This window comes from Duganella sp., from assembly GCF_039595735.1.
In the GTDB taxonomy this organism is placed as follows: domain Bacteria; phylum Pseudomonadota; class Gammaproteobacteria; order Burkholderiales; family Burkholderiaceae_D; genus Rugamonas.
In genome coordinates, this window is the sequence record NZ_JBCNLB010000020.1 from 89,082 (window position 1) to 109,758 (window position 20,677).

The 20,677-nt window shown below is 61.0% G+C and carries 22 protein-coding genes and 1 pseudogene; 16 read left to right on the top strand and 7 right to left on the bottom strand.

All coding sequences use genetic code 11. From position 1 onward, the window contains the following. Nucleotides 1–70: 70 nt before the first annotated feature. Both ABDW57_RS24425 and ABDW57_RS24430 read right to left on the bottom strand, forming a co-directional pair. Nucleotides 71–1,267 carry an ABC transporter permease gene (locus ABDW57_RS24425; protein ID WP_343732741.1) on the bottom strand — a complete coding sequence of 399 codons (1,197 nt, stop codon included), beginning with the start codon at nucleotides 1,265–1,267 and terminating at the stop codon, nucleotides 71–73. A 3-nt stretch (nucleotides 1,268–1,270) separates the two neighbouring features. Then, nucleotides 1,271–2,050 (bottom strand): ATP-binding cassette domain-containing protein, encoded by a 780-nt coding sequence (locus tag ABDW57_RS24430; RefSeq protein WP_343732742.1) that lies wholly within the window; start codon nucleotides 2,048–2,050, stop codon nucleotides 1,271–1,273. Between the two features lie 113 nt (nucleotides 2,051–2,163). On the opposite strand from ABDW57_RS24430, the gene ABDW57_RS24435 reads away from it, so the two are divergent. Together ABDW57_RS24435 and coq7 are read left to right on the top strand one after the other, a co-directional pair. Continuing rightward, nucleotides 2,164–2,598 (top strand): hypothetical protein, encoded by a 435-nt coding sequence (locus tag ABDW57_RS24435; protein WP_343732743.1) that lies wholly within the window; start codon nucleotides 2,164–2,166, stop codon nucleotides 2,596–2,598. Nucleotides 2,599–2,633: 35 nt separating this feature from the next. After that, entirely contained in the window at nucleotides 2,634–3,275 is a 642-nt protein-coding gene (gene coq7 / locus ABDW57_RS24440) for a 2-polyprenyl-3-methyl-6-methoxy-1,4-benzoquinone monooxygenase (protein ID WP_343732744.1), read from the top strand. A 221-nt stretch (nucleotides 3,276–3,496) separates the two neighbouring features. On the opposite strand, the gene ABDW57_RS24445 is transcribed toward coq7, so the two are convergent. Further along, on the bottom strand, nucleotides 3,497–3,922 hold the full coding sequence (locus ABDW57_RS24445) for an OsmC family protein (protein WP_343732745.1): 426 nt from the start codon (nucleotides 3,920–3,922) through the stop codon (nucleotides 3,497–3,499). Between the two features lie 221 nt (nucleotides 3,923–4,143). Here ABDW57_RS24445 and rplM point away from each other — a divergent pair, with 221 nt between their 5' ends. From rplM to erpA, 4 genes are all read left to right on the top strand, one after another. After that, the gene (gene rplM, locus ABDW57_RS24450) at nucleotides 4,144–4,572 is read left to right on the top strand and encodes a 50S ribosomal protein L13 (RefSeq protein ID WP_056157909.1); all 429 of its coding nucleotides are present in this window, start codon (nucleotides 4,144–4,146) and stop codon (nucleotides 4,570–4,572) included. A gap of 9 nt (nucleotides 4,573–4,581) precedes the next feature. Further along, entirely contained in the window at nucleotides 4,582–4,974 is a 393-nt protein-coding gene (gene rpsI / locus ABDW57_RS24455; protein ID WP_092279325.1) for a 30S ribosomal protein S9, read from the top strand. A 165-nt stretch (nucleotides 4,975–5,139) separates the two neighbouring features. Beyond that, a complete protein-coding gene (gene argC, locus ABDW57_RS24460) occupies nucleotides 5,140–6,177 on the top strand; it encodes an N-acetyl-gamma-glutamyl-phosphate reductase (RefSeq protein ID WP_343732746.1) in 1,038 nt (345 codons plus the stop codon). A gap of 85 nt (nucleotides 6,178–6,262) precedes the next feature. After that, nucleotides 6,263–6,613: an iron-sulfur cluster insertion protein ErpA gene (erpA, locus tag ABDW57_RS24465; RefSeq protein WP_155463732.1), complete on the top strand. Its 351-nt coding sequence runs from the start codon at nucleotides 6,263–6,265 to the stop codon at nucleotides 6,611–6,613. A gap of 89 nt (nucleotides 6,614–6,702) precedes the next feature. Here the strand turns inward: erpA and ABDW57_RS24470 are convergent, their stop codons facing one another. Further along, nucleotides 6,703–7,800, bottom strand: a complete 1,098-nt coding sequence (locus ABDW57_RS24470) for an anhydro-N-acetylmuramic acid kinase (protein WP_343732747.1) — start codon at nucleotides 7,798–7,800, stop codon at nucleotides 6,703–6,705. 102 nt (nucleotides 7,801–7,902) lie between these two features. Here ABDW57_RS24470 and ABDW57_RS24475 point away from each other — a divergent pair, with 102 nt between their 5' ends. Beyond that, nucleotides 7,903–9,042 (top strand): DUF4351 domain-containing protein, encoded by a 1,140-nt coding sequence (locus tag ABDW57_RS24475; RefSeq protein WP_343732748.1) that lies wholly within the window; start codon nucleotides 7,903–7,905, stop codon nucleotides 9,040–9,042. Here the strand turns inward: ABDW57_RS24475 and ABDW57_RS24480 are convergent. The 3 genes and pseudogenes from ABDW57_RS24480 to ABDW57_RS24490 form a co-directional block, all read right to left on the bottom strand. Further along, nucleotides 9,036–9,344: an ATP-binding protein gene (locus ABDW57_RS24480; protein ID WP_343732759.1), complete on the bottom strand. Its 309-nt coding sequence runs from the start codon at nucleotides 9,342–9,344 to the stop codon at nucleotides 9,036–9,038. The genes ABDW57_RS24475 and ABDW57_RS24480 overlap by 7 nt on opposite strands. 167 nt (nucleotides 9,345–9,511) lie before the next feature. Then, nucleotides 9,512–11,371: pseudogene (locus ABDW57_RS24485) on the bottom strand (histidine kinase); the annotation flags it as partial. A gap of 34 nt (nucleotides 11,372–11,405) precedes the next feature. Beyond that, nucleotides 11,406–12,797, bottom strand: a complete 1,392-nt coding sequence (locus ABDW57_RS24490) for a M23 family metallopeptidase (RefSeq protein ID WP_343732749.1) — start codon at nucleotides 12,795–12,797, stop codon at nucleotides 11,406–11,408. A 158-nt stretch (nucleotides 12,798–12,955) separates the two neighbouring features. Here ABDW57_RS24490 and tyrS point away from each other — a divergent pair, with 158 nt between their 5' ends. The 9 genes from tyrS (at nucleotide 12,956) to ruvA (ending at nucleotide 20,414) form a co-directional block, all read left to right on the top strand. After that, nucleotides 12,956–14,209: a tyrosine--tRNA ligase gene (gene tyrS / locus ABDW57_RS24495; protein ID WP_343732750.1), complete on the top strand. Its 1,254-nt coding sequence runs from the start codon at nucleotides 12,956–12,958 to the stop codon at nucleotides 14,207–14,209. Continuing rightward, nucleotides 14,206–14,652 (top strand): D-aminoacyl-tRNA deacylase, encoded by a 447-nt coding sequence (gene dtd / locus ABDW57_RS24500; RefSeq protein WP_343732751.1) that lies wholly within the window; start codon nucleotides 14,206–14,208, stop codon nucleotides 14,650–14,652. Before tyrS ends, dtd begins: the two co-directional genes overlap by 4 nt. A 1-nt stretch (nucleotide 14,653) precedes the next feature. Continuing rightward, nucleotides 14,654–15,085 (top strand): YbhB/YbcL family Raf kinase inhibitor-like protein, encoded by a 432-nt coding sequence (locus ABDW57_RS24505; protein WP_343732752.1) that lies wholly within the window; start codon nucleotides 14,654–14,656, stop codon nucleotides 15,083–15,085. Further along, a complete protein-coding gene (locus tag ABDW57_RS24510) occupies nucleotides 15,082–15,732 on the top strand; it encodes a histidine phosphatase family protein (protein WP_343732753.1) in 651 nt (216 codons plus the stop codon). The genes ABDW57_RS24505 and ABDW57_RS24510 overlap by 4 nt, the downstream gene beginning before the upstream one ends. A 122-nt stretch (nucleotides 15,733–15,854) precedes the next feature. Then, nucleotides 15,855–16,871, top strand: coding sequence for a tRNA dihydrouridine synthase DusB (gene dusB / locus ABDW57_RS24515; RefSeq protein ID WP_343732754.1), 1,017 nt, complete (start codon nucleotides 15,855–15,857; stop codon nucleotides 16,869–16,871). Nucleotides 16,872–16,982: 111 nt separating this feature from the next. Continuing rightward, nucleotides 16,983–17,216, top strand: coding sequence for a helix-turn-helix domain-containing protein (locus ABDW57_RS24520; protein WP_017877573.1), 234 nt, complete (start codon nucleotides 16,983–16,985; stop codon nucleotides 17,214–17,216). A gap of 93 nt (nucleotides 17,217–17,309) precedes the next feature. Then, complete coding sequence (purH, locus tag ABDW57_RS24525; RefSeq protein WP_343732755.1) at nucleotides 17,310–18,896, top strand: bifunctional phosphoribosylaminoimidazolecarboxamide formyltransferase/IMP cyclohydrolase; 1,587 nt, start codon at nucleotides 17,310–17,312, stop codon at nucleotides 18,894–18,896. Nucleotides 18,897–19,265: 369 nt separating this feature from the next. Beyond that, nucleotides 19,266–19,817, top strand: coding sequence for a crossover junction endodeoxyribonuclease RuvC (gene ruvC / locus ABDW57_RS24530; protein WP_343732756.1), 552 nt, complete (start codon nucleotides 19,266–19,268; stop codon nucleotides 19,815–19,817). 18 nt (nucleotides 19,818–19,835) lie between these two features. After that, the gene (gene ruvA / locus ABDW57_RS24535; protein WP_343732757.1) at nucleotides 19,836–20,414 is read left to right on the top strand and encodes a Holliday junction branch migration protein RuvA; all 579 of its coding nucleotides are present in this window, start codon (nucleotides 19,836–19,838) and stop codon (nucleotides 20,412–20,414) included. Nucleotides 20,415–20,677: the final 263 nt, after the last annotated feature.

The window sequence follows — 20,677 nt, forward strand, 5'->3', positions numbered from 1 at the left end:
TGGTGCGCCAAAGTGCAGAATTGGCGGAACAGGCCGTTCGGCCTGAAGCGTAGTTGAATAGACAACTTATTCAATTCCTAAACAAAACCTGCTCGCGGTTGAACCACCAGCGGCACAGGGCCAGCAACAGGCCGGCAGTCAGTGTTGTTGACAGTAATATCACGGAGAACATGCGATAGTCCATGGTGCCTTTGACCAATTCCTTCATTGCCAGCGACACATTGGTCAGCGGCACCATCGCCCAGGTCCAGTTCAGCTCCACGCCGGGCAGCAGCGCCACCAGCGTCGGCAGGATGGTGACCAGCATCAGCGGCGAGATCAGGCCGGCCGCTTCCTTATAGCTTTTGGCGTAGATCGACAGCGACAGCAGGATGGCGGCAAAGATGGCGGCGGTCGGCACCAGCATCAGCGCCACCATCGCCAGGTCCAGCACGCCGATGGCGCGCACCATCTGCACCACGTCGCCGCCGATGGCGTGGCCGAAGAAGTGCAGCAGCAGACCGACGCTGACGATCATCAGCAGGGCCGAGGCCAGGCCGACGGTGAACAGCATCAGGAACTTGGCCAGCACGATGGCGCTGCGCGAGACCGGCGCCAGCAGCAGGGTTTCCAGCGTGCCGCGCTCCTTCTCGCCGGCGCCGGTGTCGATTGCCGGATACATCGCGGCCATCAGGCACACCATCAGCAGCACGTAGGGCAGCATGCCGCCGACCACCGCGCCCATCTGCTCGCGCTTGTCGGCGGTGGAGTGGTCTTCCAGCGTGATCGGATCGAGCGCGAACGCCAGCTGCTGCTGGTTGAGGTTGAAGGCGGAGAGGGCGCGCTCGCGCAGTTCGCGGTTTTCGTTGCCGATCACGGCGTGCACGCGCTTGCGGGTCAGGTCGACGGTGGCGGCGCTGTTGTAGTGCAGCTGGATGGCGCCTTGCCGCTGCGTGTGCAGGCGGTCGTTCAGGCCGGGCGGAATCACCAGCGCGAACTTGATGCGCTCGGCGGCGATGGCGGTCTTGATCTCGTCCGGACTGGCCAGCGCGATTTCATGGAAGCCTTTTTCGTTGGCGAAGCGTTGAGCCAGCTGCGGCGCGTGCTCCTTGCCGAAGATGGCGTAGGCCATGTCGGCGGTGCTGGCCTGCTTGAACATGCTGGAAGACAGGAAACCAAAGCCGGCGAAAATCAGCGGCATGGCAAACACGGGGATGAAAACGGTGAAGAAGAAGGTGCGGCGGTCGCGCGCCAGTTCCAGCAATTCCTTGAGATAGATGGTCCACATGGCTCAGCCTCCCTGATTGATGACGCCGACAAAGGCATCGTACAGATCGGCGCTGCCGCCCAGGTGGCGCAGTTCGTCGATGCTGCCGTGGAAGGCGGTCTTGCCGTGGTTGATGATGCACACGCGGTCGCACAGCTTTTCCACCTCGTGCAGGTGGTGGGTGGAGAAAATCAGCGGCACGCGCAGGGCTTTGTAGCTGGCGATAAAGTCCAGCAGGATTTTGGCCGACATCACATCCAGGCCGGTGGTAGGCTCATCGAGAATGACGATCTGCGGTTCGTGCACCACGCTGCGGGCGATGGCGCATTTCTGCTTCATGCCGGTGGATAGCTGGTCGGCGCGCTTGTTGCCGAACTCATGCATTTGCAGCAGTTCGCACAGCTCGTCGCAGCGGCGCTTGAGGTAGGCCGGGCTCATGCCGTGCAGACGGCCGAAATATTCGATGTTTTCGCGCGCGGTCAGGCGGCCATACAGGCCGGTGGAGCCGGACAGGAAGCCAATGTGCTGGCGCGCCACCAACGGATTGGCCAGCAGGTCGACGCCATTGGCGTGAATGCTGCCGGCGTCGGGCCTGAGGGCGGTGGACAGCAGGCGCAGGGTGGTGGTCTTGCCGGCGCCGTTGGGACCGAGCAGGCCCAGCACTTCGCCGGGGGCGCAGCGGAAACTGACGTCGCGTACGGCATGGAACCAGCCATCATGGTCGCGCGGATCGCGCGCAGTGCGGGTCTTGCCGCCGCGTGAGGGCAGGCGAAAGCGTTTGGCCAGGCTGCTTACCGCGATCATCGTGCTTGCCCCCAAGTTCAAAAGTTTCAAGAATAGCATGTCAAAATTCTTGCACGCAAGCTACTGGTGACACAGAACTCTTGCTATAGTCGCACCAGGGAGCGTAGCGAAATATGAATCCGCATCTGAAGGAAAAAATACTGGCGGTGATGCAGAATGGCGTCGACCGCGAAGAGTCCACCGGCTTCTTCCGTGTGGCGCTGGGGCTGTATTACCTGTCCGGGCTGATGACCAAGGAAACGCTGGATTTCAAGCAGCTGGACCGCGATTTCAACCGCTTCATCTACCACACCATCGGCAAGGGCCACAGCATCACCAGCATCCTGCAATACATGAGCGGGGAAAAAGTGGTGCGGGTGGTGGAGTCCAGGCGCTTTCTGAAGGCGTTTGGCGAGCACTGCACCGAAGTGCCGCTGGAAAACATCCCGTTCCTGCTCGGTCTGAACCTGGGCGTGGCCAAGGACATTTCCAAAATTGACGTGCGCGGCCCGGTGGCCGACTACATCGAGCGCCAGCGTCAGCTACGCGAAGAGGCGGACGCCGGTTAAAATGCGGCTTTCCATCTGAAGACACGGGTTTGCACATGGCCGCACATCATCACACTCCCCTGGACCGTTTCATTGCCGGCGCCGACAAGGCGCTGCGCGTGGTGGCTGGCGTCGCCTCGGCCTCGCGACCGACGCCGGCGGCGCATGCGGCCGATGCGGAGATGAGCGAAGCGGAGCGCCGCCACGCGGCTGGCCTGATGCGGGTGAATCATGTGGGCGAAGTGTGCGCACAGGCGCTGTACAACGCGCAAGCGCGCTTTGCCCGCACCGGGCAGATCCGTGAACAGTTCGAGCATTCCAGCCGCGAGGAAGAGGACCATCTGGCGTGGACCGCGCAGCGTCTGGAAGAACTGAACTCGCACATCAGCGTGTTGAACCCGTTCTTCTACGCTGGCGCTTACGCACTGGGCACGGTGGCCGCGGTGCTGGGCGACGCCCGCAGCCTGGGCTTTGTGGTGGAAACCGAGCGCCAGGTGGAAGCCCATCTGGAAAGCCACCTCGACAAGCTGCCGCCGCAGGACGCCAAATCGCGCGCCATCGTCGACCAGATGCGCATCGATGAAATCGAGCACGGTGCCGCCGCCCAGCACCTCGGCGCTGCTGCCGTGCCGGCGCCGGTGCAAGCTGCGATGGCGGTCATGGGCAAAGTCATGACCAGCACCGCCTACTACATCTGAACCCTCAGCTTGTGCAGGACCGGGCTTCATTCGGGGTCAGCTCTGTCATTCGGACACGCAGAGACGATATCTGAGAGAGATCAATACGGACAGACCGAATTGAGAGTAATAGCCGGTATGTCCGAGCTATAGGTTTGCAATGACCAAATACTTCGGAATCCTTTGATATTTCTCAATTGTCGTCTGCGCGTGTCCGAATGACAGAGCTGACCCCGAATTGCTTAGGCGACTTCGACGATTTCGAAGGAGTGGGTGATTTCGGCGGTCTTGCCCAGCATGATCGATGCTGAGCAGTATTTGTCGTGCGACAGGGTGATGGCGCGTTCGACTTGTTCCGGTTTCAGGCCCTTGCCGGTCACCACGAAGTGGAAGTTGATTTTGGTGAACACTTTTGGCTCGGTGTCGGCCCGTTCGGCTTTCAGCACGCATTCGCAACCGCGGATGTCGGCCCGGCCTTTTTTCAGGATCAGCACCACGTCGTAAGCCGTGCAGCCGCCAGTGCCCAGCAGGACCATTTCCATCGGACGCGGCGCCAGGTTGTGGCCGCCGCCTTCCGGCGCCCCGTCCATGCTGACCAGGTGGCCGGAACCGGTCTGGGCCAGGAAACTCATGCCCGACGGGCCATTCCAGCTAACTTTGCATTCCATTGCATTCTCCGTGTGAAAAACTTTGTCCATATTGTAATGGACCGCGCCAGCCCTGTGTTTGCCCGGCCCGGACGCTAAACCGGGCTTGACGCCACGCTACCCGGGCTGTTATGATCGTGGGCTTTCCATTCGCTCAGGAAAGTAAATAAAAAGGCCGAGTCCGCTGTTTCTGTAGCGGAACCACCATATGAGCGGTAATTTCTAATTTAGAAAGTCATCACATGAAAACTTTTTCCGCTAAAGGACATGAAGTCCAGCGCGACTGGTTCGTGATTGACGCGACGGACAAAGTCCTCGGACGTGTTGCCAGCGAAGTGGCACTCCGACTGCGCGGCAAGCACAAGCCTGAGTTCACCCCTCACGTCGATACCGGCGATTTCATCGTCATCATCAACGCAGGCAAACTGCGCGTGACCGGCACCAAAGCAACCGAGAAGACCTACTACCGTCACTCGGGCTACCCAGGTGGCATCTATGAGACCAACTTCCTGAAAATGCAACAGCGTTTCCCAGGTCGCGCTCTGGAAAAAGCCGTCAAGGGCATGCTGCCAAAAGGCCCACTGGGCTACGCAATGATCAAGAAGCTGAAAGTGTACGCCGAAGGTTCGCACCCGCACGCTGCTCAGCAACCTAAAGCACTCGAAATCTAAGGAACTGACATGATCGGTAACTACAATTACGGCACCGGCCGTCGCAAGAGTGCAGTAGCTCGTGTGTTCATCAAAGCTGGCACTGGCCAAATCATCGTCAACGGCAAACCTGCGTCGGAATACTTCTCGCGCGAAACCGGCCTGATGGTTATTCGTCAACCACTGGAACTGACCGGCAACGTTGAACGTTTCGATATCAAAGTCAACGTTCACGGCGGCGGCGAGTCCGGCCAGGCAGGTGCCGTCCGTCACGGCATCACCCGCGCTCTGATCGACTACGATTCGGGCCTGAAAGGTGACCTGGCACGCGCTGGCTTCGTAACCCGCGATGCACGTGAAGTTGAACGTAAAAAAGTTGGTCTGCGCAAAGCACGTCGCGCAAAGCAATTCTCGAAGCGTTAATTTTTACGCTCGGGTGCGCTGCTTGCGGCGCATCACCGAAAAAGCCGCCGGCCTTGTGTCAGGCGGCTTTTTTTCCATCTGGCTACCGTCATACGCCGGTAGCCATTGCCTGATAAAATGGCACCCATTTACCCACGCATCTCCTCACACTTCAAGGAAAGAACAATGATCAAAGTTGGCATCGTCGGCGGCACCGGATACACCGGGGTAGAACTGCTGCGTTTGTTGGCAGTCCACCCGAACGTGGAACTGACGGCAATCACCTCGCGCAAAGAGGACGGCTTGCCAGTCGCTGATATGTTCCCTTCGTTGCGCGGCCGCGTGAACCTGAAATTCTCGTCGCCGGAAAACGCTGACCTGACCAAGTGCGACGTGGTGTTCTTCGCCACCCCGCACGGCGTGGCCATGGCGCAGGCCCCCGAGCTGCTGAAGGCCGGCGTGAAAGTCATCGACCTGGCCGCCGACTTCCGCATCAAGGACCAGGCGGTGTTTGAAAAATGGTACAAAATTGACCACACCTGCCCGGAACTGCTGGAAGAGGCCGCCTACGGTCTGGCTGAACTGAACCGCGACAGCATCAAGAACGCCCGTCTGGTGGCCAATCCGGGCTGCTATCCGACCACCATGCAGCTGGGCTACTACCCGCTGCTGAAAGCTGGCGTGATCGACGCCAGCGCGCTGATCGCTGACTGCAAGTCGGGCGTGTCGGGCGCCGGCCGCAAGGCGGAAATCGGCACCCTGTTCTCGGAAGCGTCGGACAACTTCAAGGCCTACGGCGTGGCCGGTCACCGTCACACTCCGGAAACGTCGGCCCAGTTGCAGAAGTTCACTTCGGACAAGGTTGGCCTGATCTTCACGCCGCACCTGGTGCCGATGATCCGCGGCATGCACTCGACCCTGTACGCGCGCCTGACCAAGGACATCAGCAACGAAGACTTGCAGAAGCTGTTTGAAGACCAATATAAGGACAGCGCCTTCGTTGATGTGATGCCATTCGGTTCGCATCCGGAAACCCGCTCGACCCGTGGTTCGAATATGTTGCGCCTGGCGCTGCACCGTCCGGACAACGGCAACACCGTGATCGTGCTGGTGGTGCAGGACAACCTGGTCAAGGGCGCCTCCGGCCAGGCCGTGCAGTGCATGAATCTGATGTTTGGTCTGGAAGAAACCACCGGCCTGACCCAAATCGCCCTGTTGCCGTAAAACCCGCTGTTTTTGCGGGGTGCGGAGCATAAATCACACCAAGGGTCTATAATGGACCCCAACTGTTTTCTCGTAGGAGTTAGAAATGAACGCTGTTGCCGAAATGCCAGCACCTATCGTCTTTACCGATAGCGCCGCTGAAAAGGTCGCCCAACTGATCGAAGAGGAAGGCAATCCCGACCTGAAACTGCGCGTGTTCGTGCAGGGCGGCGGCTGCTCCGGCTTCCAGTACGGCTTCACCTTCGACGAAATCGTCAATGAAGACGACACCACCATGGTCAAGAACGGCGTCCAGCTGTTGATCGATTCGATGAGCTACCAGTATCTGGTCGGCGCGGAAATCGACTACAAGGATGACCTGGAAGGCGCCCAGTTCGTGATCAAGAACCCGCAGGCCACCTCGACCTGCGGCTGCGGTTCCTCGTTCTCGGTGTAATCCGGATTCGTCTCCGAAGACGGCGGCCTGCGGGCCGCCGTTTTTTTCATCCGTGATCCGGGCCGGACGATCGCTGTCGCGTGGCGTGCTCAGTGCGGGTACAGCGCGCCGAGAACCCGTTCGCCCTGCGCGCCGGTGACGGCCGGCAGATTGCCCGCCAGCCGTTCGCTGAAACGGTAGCCCAGCCAGGCAAATGCCAGCGCTTCCACGCGGTTGGGCGCGATGCCCAGTGCCTGCGTGGATGCGACCAGTACCTGTTTGCCCAGTTCCTGGCTCAGCGCTTCCATCAGCACGCTGTTGTAGGCGCCGCCGCCACAGACGTAGACCGCATCCGCGCCGCCGCCACAAGCCTTGATGGCGTCCGCCAGCGTGACGGCGGTGTATTGCGTCAGCGTGCGCTGCACATCTTCCGGCGCGGCTGGCGCGTGCACGGCCAGTCGCGCATCCAGCCAGTCCAGATGGAACAAATCGCGTCCGGTGCTCTTGGGTGCTGGCAGCGCCAGATACGGCTCCTTGAGCAGCTCCGCCAGCAGCTCCGGAACGACTTTGCCGCTGGCCGCCCAGGCACCATCGGCATCGTATTCCTGCTGGCGATGGCGGCCGATCCAGCCATCCATCAACACATTGCCGGGGCCGGTGTCGAAGCCGATCACGCGACCATCGCCGCTCAGTACGCTGATATTGGACATGCCGCCGATATTCGCCACCACGCGCGCCTGTCCTTGCTGGCCAAACAAGGCTTGATGGAAGGCCGGTACCAGCGGCGCACCCTGGCCACCGGCGGCGATGTCGCGGCTGCGGAAGTCCGCAATCACGTCGATGCCGCACAGCTCGGCCAGCAGGGCAGGATTATTGGTCTGGCGCGTAAAGCCGAGCTCGGGACGATGACGGATAGTCTGGCCGTGTGCGGCAACAGCGCGCACGTCCTGCGGCCGCTTGCCCGCTTCGCGCAGCAACTCCGCCACGCACTGAGCGTAATGCTGGGCCAACTGATTGGCGGCCAGGGCCTCGCGTTCGATCTCGTTCGCGCCGGTCGCCTGCAACGCCATCAACTCCGCCCGCAGCGACGGTGGAAAAGTGATGTAAGCAGCGGCAATGGTGGTCATGCGATCGCCATCAAACTGCGCCAGCGCGCCGTCCACGCCATCCAGGCTGGTGCCCGACATTAAACCGATATACAAAGCCATAGTGTCTCCCGATGATTCGCGAAATTATAGTCCAGCGCATCATGCGGGAGCGCTTGTATTTCCTCAATACGGTGGGATATCGAGAGATTGTAGACTGGACTGATGTCGAACAGCGTCCTATCTGCCCGTTACGATTTGCCTTGGAAAGCAGCGTTGTCGCATGCGTTCCGTCCATTCCTGGATTTCTTTTTTCCCGACCTCAGTTGTCAGATCAACTGGAAACATCGGCCGCGCTTCCACGACAAGGAGCTGGCCGGCGTCGGATTGGGTGCCGCTCCGGACGTCATGGTGGCAGACAAGCTGGTCGAAGTTTGTCTGCATGATGGTGGCGAGCATTGGGAGTTGATCCATATAGAAATTCAGGCACAGCGTGATGCTACGCTGGCACGCCGCGTGTTCGACTATAACTATCGCATCTGCAAGCAGTACGGCTTGCCGGTAGTCAGCCTGGTGATACTGGCTGACGACGATCCCAACTGGCGCCCAACCGGCTTTCGCGATCATGCGCGGGGCACGGTGACAGCTTTTTCCTTCCGAACAGTCAAGCTGCTTGACTATGCCGCCGATCTTGGCGCTTTGTCAGGCTCACATAATCCTATTGCCTGGGTCTTGCTGGCGCACTTGCTTACGCTGCAGGTGCGTCATGATGCAAGCAAACTCCATGCGGCCAAGCTGCATCTGACTCGATTACTGTTCAAGCATCGTTGGAGCAGGAAGCGCATAATCATTTTATTCAATGTGGTTAACTGGATGATGGCCTTGCCTGAGTTGCTGCAGAAGCGTTACCTGCAGGAAGTCCTTCAGAAAAACAAGGAGTACGACATGAAAGAACTCACGCCATTTGAAGAGTTTCAATTATGGGTTATTGAAGAACAGCGGAAGAAATTCCTTGAACAAGGTCTGGAGGAAGGTCTGGCGCAGGGGCGGCAGCAGGGGTGGGAACAAGGTCTTGAACAAGGTCTTGAACAAGGTCTTGAACAAGGTCTTGAACAAGGTCTGGAACAAGGTCTGGAACAAGGTCTGGAACAAGGTCTGGAACAAGGTCTGGAACAGGGTCTTGAACAGGGGCGAAAAGAAGGGGCGATCGCGCTTTTGGAGCGGCAACTGATCAAGCGCTTCGGTCCGCTACCTCAAGCTGTCCAGAAGAAGCTGGCCAAAGCCAGCCTGACGCAGGTAGATGCCTGGAGCGATGCCCTCCTTGAGGCAACCTCGCTAAAGCAAGTGTTTAGCTCGGTTCAATAGGCTTTTTTGCCCGGCACCGCGACGGTGATAATGGTGCCTGCACCGGGCTGGTTGGCGATGTCGAGCGTGGCGCCGATGCAGTGGGCGCGTTCGCGCATCCCTTGCAATCCCCAGTGGCCGGGACGGCAGCCAACTGCCGCGACCGACTCGTCCAGGCCGCGGCCGTTGTCACGGATGTGCATGACGAAGGTGTTCTCGCTGTAATCGATCTCCAGCGCGATGCGTGTGGCATCCGCATAACGCGAGGCATTGAACAGCGCTTCACGCGCAATCGCATAATCCCCTCGTGCACATCGGCGCACAACTGGCGCGGTGTGCCGTGCACCTTCATGGCAAACGCATGGGCACGATGCTCGGCCAGGCCTTTGCCAAACTCCTCCAAGGTGAGCGCCAGCACTTCTGGCGTGGCCGCCGCGCGCAAGTCCATGATCTGATCGCGCCCCTCCACCAGCAACTGCTCAGCCAGGTTGAGCGTCTGGTCGAGCCTGGTGCGTTCCGGCGTGCCTTCCTTTAAATGCCGGCTGTGTGCATCGAACGACAGCAGCAGCGACTGCATGCTTTGCAGCAGCGTGTCGTGCAGGGCGCGGGCGATGCGGTTGCGCTCGCTCAGGCGCGCCTGCATGCGTTCCACGGCGCTGGCCGCGATGCGGTACAAGCCCGCGGCGCCATGCAGCCACAGCTCACCATCCGGCAGGCGGACGATGCCGGATACGCCGCGAAAACGTTCATTGCGCTCGCCGTGCAGTGAAATGAAGTGCCCGCCGCGATACAGGGCGACGCCGTTCTCGCTGCCGACCCACATGGTCTGACCGTCCGCATGCAGTGCCAGCACGGTGCCGTCCTGTAGCGATAGCCGGGACGGCTTGCCGTTGGCGATCACCGTGACTTGGCTGTCCGGATGCGCCATCCAGAGATTGCCCCTGTCATCCTGCGTCATGGTGGTCACCAGCAGTTCCGGTATGTCCCGCAGGCCGCCGGATTTGAGCCAGCGCCCGTCCACCAACTGATACACGCCTTTGCCGGCCGAGAACGAGGCCCACAGCTTGCCGCTGGCATCCTGCTGCAAGGCATGCACGCGCAAGCCTTTGACCGCGTCAGGAAAATCAAACAAAGTCAACGTGCCATCGCGCGCGCGCCGCCGCACGCCGTCCACGCTGCCCAGCCAGACCACGCCATCCGGCGCGGTGTAGCTGGCGGTGATGGCGCCCGGCACTTCGCGGCGGATGCGGCCTTCCGGTCCATAGCGCCAGGTGTCGGCAACATAGTCGCCGATCCACATATCGCCCTCCGGACCGTTCACCAGCGCCGGGTATTCCAGTTGCCGCGCCACCGGCATGGTGCGCAAGCGGTTGGGGCGCAGACGGTCGATGCCGCGTGAGCTGGCGATCCAGATATTGCCTTCGCGGTCCTCGAAATTGGCGCCCAGAATGGGGCCGCTGATATGGTCGGACTTGGACAAGTGCTGTTCCGGCGGGCTGGCGGCGGGCGGTGCGAGCTTGCGTTCAAAACTGTGCGTGTGCGGCACCCACATGGTGCCTTTGCGGTCGAAGGCCACGCGGCCGCCTTCGAACTCGGAGTGCAATACCACGCCGGCCGCCGGGCCGCTCATTCGCACCCGGTAATTGCCATGTTTGAAGTCGTTGCCCCAGATCGTGCCGTCCGGCGCTCCCTGCAATGCTACCAGGGCCACGCGCGGCCAGGCATGCGTGAAACGGCGTTCTCCGCGCCTGCGAAAGAAAGCGCCGGTATTGGTGCCGATCCACGTGGTGCCGTCGCGCGCAAACATGATCTGGAACACGCCCAGTGCCGGCAGTCCGCTGTCGGGTCCAAGGTGTTGAAAGCGCTGCGCACCAGGTGCCAGCACGGCCAGGCCGTCGCGCATCGCCGCCCAGACCGCGCCATCGGGCGCCACTTCGATATGCATGACGCCGACCGGGTTCAGGCCGCCGCTTGCCGCGTAGGTGTGGGCGCCATCCTTGCGGAACACCGACACGCCGCCGACGCGGTAGCCGATCCACACCGCGCCGTCCGGTGCCACCGTCAGCGCCATGATGTTGCTGGATTGGAGCGGATATCCGTAGACCTTGTCGCTGCGTTTGAAACGCCGGCCATCGTAACGGTACAAACCGGTCGGTGTGGCAATCCACAGCCAGCCGTCACTGCCTTGGGCAAATTTGGTGGCGCCGGTGGGGGCGCCGTCCACCTCGGTCCAGGCGGTGTGGGTGTAGTCGGTGAGCAGGGGCAGCGGTGCTGCCGCGTAAAGGGGAGGGCACCAGCATGCTATCAGCAGAGGGATCAGAAGACGAATGGCGCGCAATCTCATGGGCATAAAAAAACAGGCCAGTCTGAGCTGGCCTGTGATCTTATTTTGCTGCGACGCGGGTTGGCGTACCGCCGCCGCCCACCGGACGCAACAGGGCGAAGCGGTGCATCATGTCGTTGGCGTAGACCTTGAAGCGGCTCATTTCAGCGGCCGTCAGCGGCGCCTGTGCCTGCACGTTCATCTTGCTTGGGTCTTTGGCTTCGCCGCCGACGCGGAACTCGTAGTGCAGGTGAGCGCCAGTCGACCAGCCGGTGGTGCCGACATAACCGATCACATCACCCTGGCTGACCTTGGCGCCCTTCTTGATGCCCGTGCCGAAGCGGCTCATGTGGGCGTAAGCGGTGGTGTAGTTGCTCCAGTGCTTGATGATGACGAAGTTGCCGTAGCCATTCATGGTGCCGGCGAAATCGATCACGCCATCGCCGGCCGCGCGGATCGGGGTGCCGGTCGGGGCCGGGAAGTCGATGCCCTTGTGCTGTTTCCACTGGCCCGAGATCGGGTGCACGCGCATGGCGAAGCCGGACGAGATACGCGAGAACTCCACTGGCGATTTCAGGAAGGCTTTCTTCAGCGATTTGCCGTCGAAGCTGTAGTAGCCGCCGCCTTGCTTGCTTTGCGGATCTTCAAACCACACGGACTGGTAAGTGGTGCCCTTGTTGGTGAATTCACCGGCCAGCACGCGGCCGGCACGCACGAACTCGCCGTCCTGCCAGAAGGTTTCATACACCACGTTAAAGCTGTCGCCGCGTTTCAGGTCGCCGCGGAAGTCGATGCTGGTCGAGAACATCTCGATGATCTGCTTGACGATGGTGTCCGGCAGCTTGGCGCCGTCTTCGCTGGAATCGGTGGCCGCGTACAGCGAACCCGATCGGATGGTACGGGCGTGCATCTCGACGCGGCGTTCCAGCTTGGCCGGCTCGGCGGTCGCGACAAAGCCGTCGCCCTTGCGGGTGATCTTGATGTTGGTGACAGGATCGTCCTTGCCGTCCACCACGGTGGCGCGCAGCCACTGCAGGTTGCCGTCCTCGTCGGTTTGCGCTTGCACGCGCTTGCCGGTCTTGAGCTGCATCACGCCTTTCGCAACCTTATCTTTTTTGATAAAGTTCTCGGCCGCATCGTCATCGACGCCCAGACGGGTCAACAGGGTGGCGAGCGTGTCGCCGGCGCGGATTTTTTCTTCGTGAACGAATTGCGCGGTAGAGGACTGCTGTTCGAGCGCATTGATTTGCGCGCTGAGGTCCGGGGCGACGATTGCTTCCTGGACAGTTTTCACTGGCAGATCCGACGCATCAGGCGCGAGCGGAGCTACGCCGGCGGCACCAAAAGCACATACTGCGAGAAACAATGCAGACGCGCTGATGATGCGCGCCTTGCGCGTAGAACCTAGCAGACTGAACAAGCGTGAGCTCGTGAATTTATGTATTTGGTTCATGCAATCAGTTAAAATTTGCCGCTTGAACTATTCAGGAACGTTTTATTTTTTCTAATTATGTGTTTTGTTAGTTTTCATGCGGCAAGATTGATCGATCGGGGATTATAACAAACTCCTGAAGCTGCCTACCTTTTTCTGAAAAATACGCGTAAAAAATTATGACTACCTCTTCTTCGATACCGCCGGCTCCCTCCAAAGCGTTGCCGTTATCCGACAACGTCCAGGAGGCACTCGCCATCACCAAACGCGGTGTCGACGAGTTGCTGATTGAAAGCGAGTTCGCCCAAAAGCTGGCGCGCTCGGAACAAAGCGGTGTGCCGCTGCGCATCAAGCTGGGCCTGGACCCGACCGCGCCCGATCTGCACCTCGGCCATACCGTGGTGCTGAACAAGATGCGTCAGTTGCAAGACCTCGGCCATCAGGTGATCTTCCTGATCGGCGACTTCACCTCCATGATCGGCGACCCGTCGGGCCGCAACGCCACCCGTCCGCCGCTGACCAAGGAACAGGTCGAGCAAAATGCCATGACCTACTTCAAGCAGGCCTCGCTGGTGCTGGACCCGGCCAAGACCGAAATCCGCTACAACTCCGAGTGGTGCGATCCGCTGGGCGCGCGCGGCATGATTCAACTGGCCTCGCGCTACACCGTGGCGCGCATGATGGAACGCGACGATTTCACCAAACGCTTTAAAAACGGCACGCCGATTGCCGTGCACGAATTCCTCTACCCGCTGATGCAGGGTTATGACTCGGTGGCCCTGAAATCCGATCTGGAGCTGGGTGGCACCGATCAGAAATTCAACCTGCTGGTCGGCCGCGAGCTGCAAAAAGACTACGGCCAGGAGCCACAATGTATTTTGACCATGCCGCTGCTGGAAGGTTTGGACGGCGTTGAAAAAATGTCCAAATCGAAGAACAACTATATCGGCATCACCGAGCCCGGCAACACCATGTTCGCCAAGATCATGAGCATCTCGGATGACATGATGTGGAAGTACTTCGATCTGCTGTCGTTCCGTTCGATCGCAGACGTGGCCGCGCTGAAGGCGGAAGTGGCCGGCGGCCGCAACCCGCGCGACGCCAAGGTCGCCATCGCGCAGGAAATCGTGGCGCGCTTCCACTCGCAGCAGGCGGCTGAAGATGCGCTGGCCGACTTCGTCAACCGCGCCAAGGGCGGCATCCCGGACGACATTCCGGAAGTCGCGCTGAGCGGCGCGCCGCTGGGCATTCCGCAACTGCTGAAGCAAGCCAACCTGTGCGCCTCCACCTCGGAAGCCATGCGCATGGTCGACCAGGGCGGCGTGCGGGTGGACGGCACTGTCATCAGCGACAAGGCATTGAAGCTGGACGCCGGCACCTTCGTGCTGCAAGTCGGCAAGCGCAAGTTCGCGCGCGTGACCCTGTCCGCATGATCGGCCTGCTGCAACGTGTCAGCAGCGCCAGTGTGGTGGTCGATGGCGTTACCATCGGCGCCATCGACGCCGGCCTGTTGGTGCTGGTGTGCGCCGAGCGCAACGATACGGAACAGGAGGCGGACGCGCTGCTGACCAAGCTGCTTGGTTACCGCGTGTTTGCCGACGATGCCGGCAAGATGAACCGCAGCGTGACCGACACCCAAGGCGGCCTGCTGCTGGTGCCGCAGTTCACGCTGGCGGCCGACACCAAATCCGGCACCCGTCCCTCGTTCACGCCGGCGGCCGCGCCCGCCGACGGCCTGCGCCTGTTTAATTACTTTGTCGAACAGGCACGCCGCAGGCATCCGACGGTGCAGACCGGTCAGTTCGGCGCCGACATGAAAGTGTCGCTGACCAACGACGGCCCGGTCACCTTCTGGCTGCAAACCAACGCCAAATAACATGAAACTCACCAGTGACAGTTTTCGCGAGCACGGCCAGGTCCCGGCGGCTGGCAGCCCGCAACTGAGCTGGAGCGAGGTGCCGGCCGGCACCTCATCGCTGGCGCTGGTGTGCATGGATGCCGATGCGCCGGCGGGCGGCGGCGACCTGTTTCACTGGTGCGTGGCCGATCTGCCGCCGTTGTTGTCCGCCATTGCGGCGGGCGCTGCGATGGCGGAATTGCGCCAGGGTCGCAACGACTTCGGCGGTATCGGGTATCATGCGCCCTCGCTGGCGCGGAACCAGACGCACCATTACATTTTTCGCATCTATGCATTGGATGTGGCGCGGCTGGCGCTACCGGAAGGGTTTACCGGCGCCGACCTGTTGAACGCCATTTATGGCCATATCGTGGATGAAGCGCAGCTGATCGGCGCTTATACAAGAACATGACTCACACCACTATTTTGCTGATCCGCCACGGCGAGACGGCATGGAACGCCGTGCGCCGCCTGCAGGGCCACATCGACATTCCGTTGAACGCGGAAGGCGAGCGCCAGGCCGCTGCGCTGGCACGCGCGCTGTCCGCGGAAAAGCTGGAGGCGATTGTTTCCAGCGACCTGCAGCGCGCCATGCAGACCGCGCAGGCGGTGGCCGCCCGGCACAGTGCACTGACCCTGCAAACCGACGCCCAGCTGCGTGAGCGTGCTTACGGCGTGTTCGAAGGCATGCTGTACCAGGACATCCAGCAGCAGTACCCGGACGACTTTGCCCGCTGGCAGGCGCGCGATATCGAAGCCGTGATGCCGGCCGGTGTGCGCGTGGCGGAAAGTTTTCACCAGTTCTACGACCGTGCCATCACAGGCCTGCATGCCGTGGCTGAGCGCCACCCGGGCCAGACGGTGGCCGTGGTGGCGCACGGCGGCGTGCTGGAGTGCGCCTACCGTGCCGCACGCGGCATCCAGCTCGACAGTCCGCGCGACTTCCAGGTCAAAAACGCCAGCATCAACCGCTTCACCGTGGCTGACGGAGCACTCCGGCTGGACAGCTGGGGCGAGGTCGAACACCTGGCGCTGGCGGCCATGGATGATGTCATCTGAGCAACCTGGCTCATAACGGCAAGACTGCACATTTGCCGAATTCATAAAAAATAGTGCTTATTATTTGGGCAGGCCTTCGGTTAAAATAGAAGGTTCCTTCTTACCCCATTCAGGTATTGTCAGTGCAAATCGGCCCTCATTTACTGCGTAACAACGTTTTCGTCGCTCCCATGGCGGGTGTCACGGATCGTCCTTTCCGCCAGCTGTGCAAAGAGCTGGGCGCGGGCTACGCGGTCTCTGAAATGGCAGCGTCCAACCCGCGCCTGTGGGCCACGGAAAAGAGCTCGCGCCGCACCGACCACACTGGCGAGATGGAACCGAAAGCGGTGCAAATCGCTGGCGCCGACCCGCAAGACCTGGCCGACTGCGCCCGCTTCAACGTCGAGCGCGGCGCCCAGATCATCGACATCAACATGGGCTGTCCGGTCAAGAAAGTCTGCAACGCCTGGTGCGGTTCGGCCCTGCTGCAGGACGAAGAACTGGTCAAGCGCATCGTCGATGCGGTGGTAGGTGCGGTCGATGTGCCGGTCACGCTGAAATTCCGCACCGGCTGGGACCGCGAAAACAAGAATGCGCTGACGATCGCGCGCATTGCCGAGGACGCCGGCATCGCCATGCTGACCCTGCACGGCCGCACCCGCGCCGACGGCTACAAAGGTGACGCCGAGTACGACACCATTGCCGCCGTAAAGAAATCGGTTTCAATTCCAGTGGTGGCCAACGGCGATATCACCTCGCCGGAAAAAGCCAGATACGTGCTGGACTACACCGGTGCCGACGCCGTCATGGTGGGACGCGCCGCCCAGGGCCGACCGTGGATCTTCCGCGAGATCGACCATTACCTGCGCACCGGCAAGCACTTGCCGGCCCCGTATGTGGACGAAGTGCGCGCGCTGATGGATGAACATTTGCGCGCCCACTACGCCTTTTACGGCGACTACCTCGGCGTGCGCACCGCCCGCAAGCACATCGGCTGGTACGTGCGCGACCTGCAAGGCGGCGAGGAATTCCGCCAGCGAATGAACTTGCTGGAATCCACTGAGGAACAATTGCTTGCTGTAGACCAATTCTTCGAGTCTCAGTGGCGTTACGGCGAACGGTTACAATACCGCCTCGCTGAAGCATTGCAGGCCGCCTGAGCGGCACGAGAGCGTACTAAAAAAGTCACATTATCAGAAGGGTAAACGTTTCCAGCCACAAGCGGGAGCGATTTGCCAGCTTCAATAGATTACATAGCGAACGATAAAAAAATGAGCAAAGAAAGTATCCAGGAAGTAGTCCAGAAAAGTCTCGAAGAATACTTCAACGACCTGGGCGAGCAACAGGCATCGAACATCTACGACATGGTTGTGCTGACCGTTGAAAAACCGATACTGGAAGTGGTCATGACCCGTGCCGACGGCAACCAGTCGCACGCTGCGCAGATGCTCGGCATCAACCGCAACACCTTGCGCAAGAAACTGCAAGAGCACGGCCTGCTGTAAAGCGCCTGTTCCATCCGGCATTGAGTGGCTGGGGACGGCCGCAATGGCGGACCGTACCGACCGATTACCTTAACCACCTAGTCATTCATAGCCATGATTAAACAAGCTCTCATCTCCGTATCCGACAAAACCGGTGTGCTGGACTTCGCGCGCGCGCTGTCCGCCATGGGCGTCAACATCCTGTCGACCGGCGGCACCGCCAAACTGCTGGCCGACAACGGCGTGCCCGTGACCGAAGTTGCCGACTACACCGGTTTCCCGGAGATGCTGGATGGCCGCGTCAAGACCCTGCACCCGAAAGTGCACGGCGGCATCCTGGCCCGCCGCGACTTCCCGGAGCACGTGGCCAAGCTGGAAGAGCACCACATCCCGACCATCGACATGGTGGTGGTCAACCTGTACCCGTTCCAGGCCACCGTTGCCAAGGACACCTGCACCCTGGATGACGCCATCGAGAACATCGACATCGGCGGCCCGGCCATGCTGCGTTCGGCGGCCAAGAACCACAAGGACGTGGTGGTGATCTGCGACCCGTCCGACTACGGCGTGGTGCTGGCGGAAATGAAAACCACCGACAACGCGCCGGGCTACGTCAGCTACGACACCCGTTTCACCCTGGCCACCAAGGTGTACTCGCACACCGCCCAGTACGACGGCGCCATCGCCAACTACCTGACCAGCCTGGACGCAACCCGCGCGCACGGCAGCCGCAGCGCCTACCCGGCCAAGCTGAACGTCGCCTTCGAAAAAGTGCAGGACATGCGTTACGGCGAAAATCCGCACCAGTCGGCCGCCTTCTACCGCGACGTGGTGACCACGCCGGGCGCGCTGGCCAACTACAAGCAACTGCAAGGCAAAGAACTGTCGTTCAACAACATCGCTGACGCCGACGCGGCGTGGGAATGCGTGAAGAGCATGGGCGGCTTCGACCAATCGGCGGCCTGCGTGATCGTCAAGCACGCCAATCCGTGCGGCGTGGCGCTCGGCGCCAACGCGGCCGATGCATACAAGCGCGCACTGCAGACCGATCCGACCTCGGCATTCGGCGGCATCATCGCCTTCAACGTGGAAGTGGATGCGGCGGCGGCGACCGAACTGGCCAAGCTGTTCGTCGAAGTGCTGATCGCACCATCGTTCACCGCGGAAGCCAAACAGATCCTGTCGGCCAAGCAGAACGTGCGCCTGCTGGAGATTCCATTGGGCGACGGCGTCAACGCCATGGACTTCAAGCGCGTGGGCGGCGGCCTGCTGGTGCAGTCGGCCGATGCGAAAAACGTGCTGTTGAACGACGTGCGCGTGGTCAGCAAGAAGCAGCCTACGCAGCAGGAACTGCAGGACATGATGTTCGCGTGGCGCGTGGCCAAGTACGTCAAGTCGAACGCCATCGTCTTCTGCGGCAACAATATGACCCTGGGCGTGGGCGCCGGCCAGATGAGCCGTATCGACTCGGCGCGTATTGCCTCGATCAAGGCGCAGAATGCCGGCCTGTCGCTGGCGAACTCGGTGGTGGCGTCGGACGCGTTCTTCCCGTTCCGTGACGGCCTGGACGTGGTGGTCGATGCCGGCGCGACTTGCGTGATCCACCCGGGCGGCTCGATGCGCGACCAGGAAGTGATCGACGCGGCCGACGAGCGCGGCGTGGTCATGGTCTACACCGGCACCCGCCACTTCCGCCACTAATCGGTTGCTGAAACGCGGCCGCAGCTTCGTTGCGCCGTCTCGCCGTGCATTCGCACTGTCTTCGACGGCGACGCCTCGCTGCGACCACGTTTCAGCAACCTCACTCTGCACTGAAACGCGGCCGCAGCTTCGTTGCGCCGTCTCGCCGTGCATTCGCACTGTCTTCGACGGCGACGCCTCGCTGCGACCACGTTTCAGCAACCTCACTCTGCACTGAAACGCGGCCGCAGCTTCGTTGCGCCGTCTCGCCGTGCATTCGCACTGTCTTCGACGGCGACGCCTCGTGGCGACCACGTTTCAGCAACCTCGCTCGGCACAGGAAAGCCCGCATTGCTTGCGGGCTTTTTCTTTACTGCATACAATCGCCTAATGATAATTCTCGGCATCGACCCCGGCTTGCGCACCACTGGCTTTGGCGTCATACACAAGCAGGGCAGCAAGCTGCGCTACATCGCCTCGGGCACCATCAAGAGCGGCGAGGGCGACCTGCCGACGCGGCTCAAAGTGATACTCGACGGCGTGAGCGAAGTTGCCCGCACCTACGGCCCGGATTGCGCCGCGATTGAACAAGTGTTCGTCAACGTCAATCCGCAATCGACGCTGCTGCTGGGGCAGGCGCGCGGCGCGGCGATTTGCGCGCTGGTGACGGCCGAGCTGAGCGTCGCAGAATATTCTCCTACCCAAATCAAACAAGCCGTCGTCGGCAGCGGCCGCGCCGTCAAGGCGCAGATGCAGGACATGGTGGCGCGCCTGCTGCAACTGCCGGGCTTGCCGGGCACCGACGCCGCCGATGCGCTCGGCATCGCCATCTGCCATGCGCACAGCCGCGAAACGCTGGCGCTGATTGCTGGCGGCACCAATGCCGCTGCCAACGGCCCGCTGGCCGGCTTGCGCATGCGTCGTGGCCGTCTGGTCGGCTAACTTTAAAGGTATAAAACCATGATCGGACGACTTTCCGGGATCCTGCTTGAAAAGAATCCACCGCAACTGCTGGTGGATGTTGGTGGCGTTGGCTATGAAGTCGATGTTTCGATGAGCACCTTCTACAACCTGCCGGGCGTGGGCGAGAAAGTGGTGCTGTTCACGCACCAGGCCATCCGCGAAGATGCGCACCTGCTGTATGGCTTCGGCAATGCCGAAGAGCGCGCCGTGTTCCGGCAGCTGATCAAAATTACCGGTGTGGGCGCGCGCACCGCGCTATCGATCCTGTCCGGCATGTCGATTGCCGACCTGGCGCAGGCGGTGACGCTGCAGGAAGCCGGCCGTTTGGTGAAAGTTCCCGGTATCGGCAAAAAAACCGCCGAACGTCTGCTGCTGGAACTGAAAGGCAAGCTGGGCGCGGACATCGGCGCGGCGGGCGTGCATGCCGCACCGGATTCCCAGTCCGACATCCTGAACGCCCTGCTGGCGCTGGGCTACTCCGACAAAGAAGCGCTGCTGGCGCTGAAAACCGTGCCGGCCGGCGCCAGCGTCTCCGACGGCATCAAACAAGCCCTCAAAGCCCTGTCCAAAGGCTAAATTCGCAAGGCTAAATTCGGGGTCAGCTCTGACATTCGGACACGCAGCGCCCGAGTTTGATCTTCCTCAAGATGTCGCACGATCGTTGTCGTTGCAGCTCGTCCTTTGTGTATTGAGATTCCTCAAAGGTTATGCGTGCGTGTCCGAATGTCAGAGCTCGTATATTGAACATGCCGCGTCACCCTTGGATAATCAAGGTGCAGAAGTGGTCAGGCAGGGAGATGCCGATCAGAGTCTGGGCCATTGAGCCCGTGGGTCAGATA

Bases quoted from the DNA above. Each gene is read 5' to 3' on its own strand.
- ABDW57_RS24425 (WP_343732741.1), bottom strand. From the start codon at position 1,267: ATGTGGACCATCTATCTCAAGGAATTGCTGGAACTGGCGCGCGACCGC.
- ABDW57_RS24430 (WP_343732742.1), bottom strand. From the start codon at position 2,050: ATGATCGCGGTAAGCAGCCTGGCCAAACGCTTTCGCCTGCCCTCACGC.
- ABDW57_RS24435 (WP_343732743.1), top strand. From the start codon at position 2,164: ATGAATCCGCATCTGAAGGAAAAAATACTGGCGGTGATGCAGAATGGC.
- coq7 (WP_343732744.1), top strand. From the start codon at position 2,634: ATGGCCGCACATCATCACACTCCCCTGGACCGTTTCATTGCCGGCGCC.
- ABDW57_RS24445 (WP_343732745.1), bottom strand. From the start codon at position 3,922: ATGGAATGCAAAGTTAGCTGGAATGGCCCGTCGGGCATGAGTTTCCTG.
- rplM (WP_056157909.1), top strand. From the start codon at position 4,144: ATGAAAACTTTTTCCGCTAAAGGACATGAAGTCCAGCGCGACTGGTTC.
- rpsI (WP_092279325.1), top strand. From the start codon at position 4,582: ATGATCGGTAACTACAATTACGGCACCGGCCGTCGCAAGAGTGCAGTA.
- argC (WP_343732746.1), top strand. From the start codon at position 5,140: ATGATCAAAGTTGGCATCGTCGGCGGCACCGGATACACCGGGGTAGAA.
- erpA (WP_155463732.1), top strand. From the start codon at position 6,263: ATGAACGCTGTTGCCGAAATGCCAGCACCTATCGTCTTTACCGATAGC.
- ABDW57_RS24470 (WP_343732747.1), bottom strand. From the start codon at position 7,800: ATGGCTTTGTATATCGGTTTAATGTCGGGCACCAGCCTGGATGGCGTG.
- ABDW57_RS24475 (WP_343732748.1), top strand. From the start codon at position 7,903: ATGTCGAACAGCGTCCTATCTGCCCGTTACGATTTGCCTTGGAAAGCA.
- ABDW57_RS24490 (WP_343732749.1), bottom strand. From the start codon at position 12,797: ATGAACCAAATACATAAATTCACGAGCTCACGCTTGTTCAGTCTGCTA.
- tyrS (WP_343732750.1), top strand. From the start codon at position 12,956: ATGACTACCTCTTCTTCGATACCGCCGGCTCCCTCCAAAGCGTTGCCG.
- dtd (WP_343732751.1), top strand. From the start codon at position 14,206: ATGATCGGCCTGCTGCAACGTGTCAGCAGCGCCAGTGTGGTGGTCGAT.
- ABDW57_RS24505 (WP_343732752.1), top strand. From the start codon at position 14,654: ATGAAACTCACCAGTGACAGTTTTCGCGAGCACGGCCAGGTCCCGGCG.
- ABDW57_RS24510 (WP_343732753.1), top strand. From the start codon at position 15,082: ATGACTCACACCACTATTTTGCTGATCCGCCACGGCGAGACGGCATGG.
- ABDW57_RS24520 (WP_017877573.1), top strand. From the start codon at position 16,983: ATGAGCAAAGAAAGTATCCAGGAAGTAGTCCAGAAAAGTCTCGAAGAA.
- purH (WP_343732755.1), top strand. From the start codon at position 17,310: ATGATTAAACAAGCTCTCATCTCCGTATCCGACAAAACCGGTGTGCTG.
- ruvC (WP_343732756.1), top strand. From the start codon at position 19,266: ATGATAATTCTCGGCATCGACCCCGGCTTGCGCACCACTGGCTTTGGC.
- ruvA (WP_343732757.1), top strand. From the start codon at position 19,836: ATGATCGGACGACTTTCCGGGATCCTGCTTGAAAAGAATCCACCGCAA.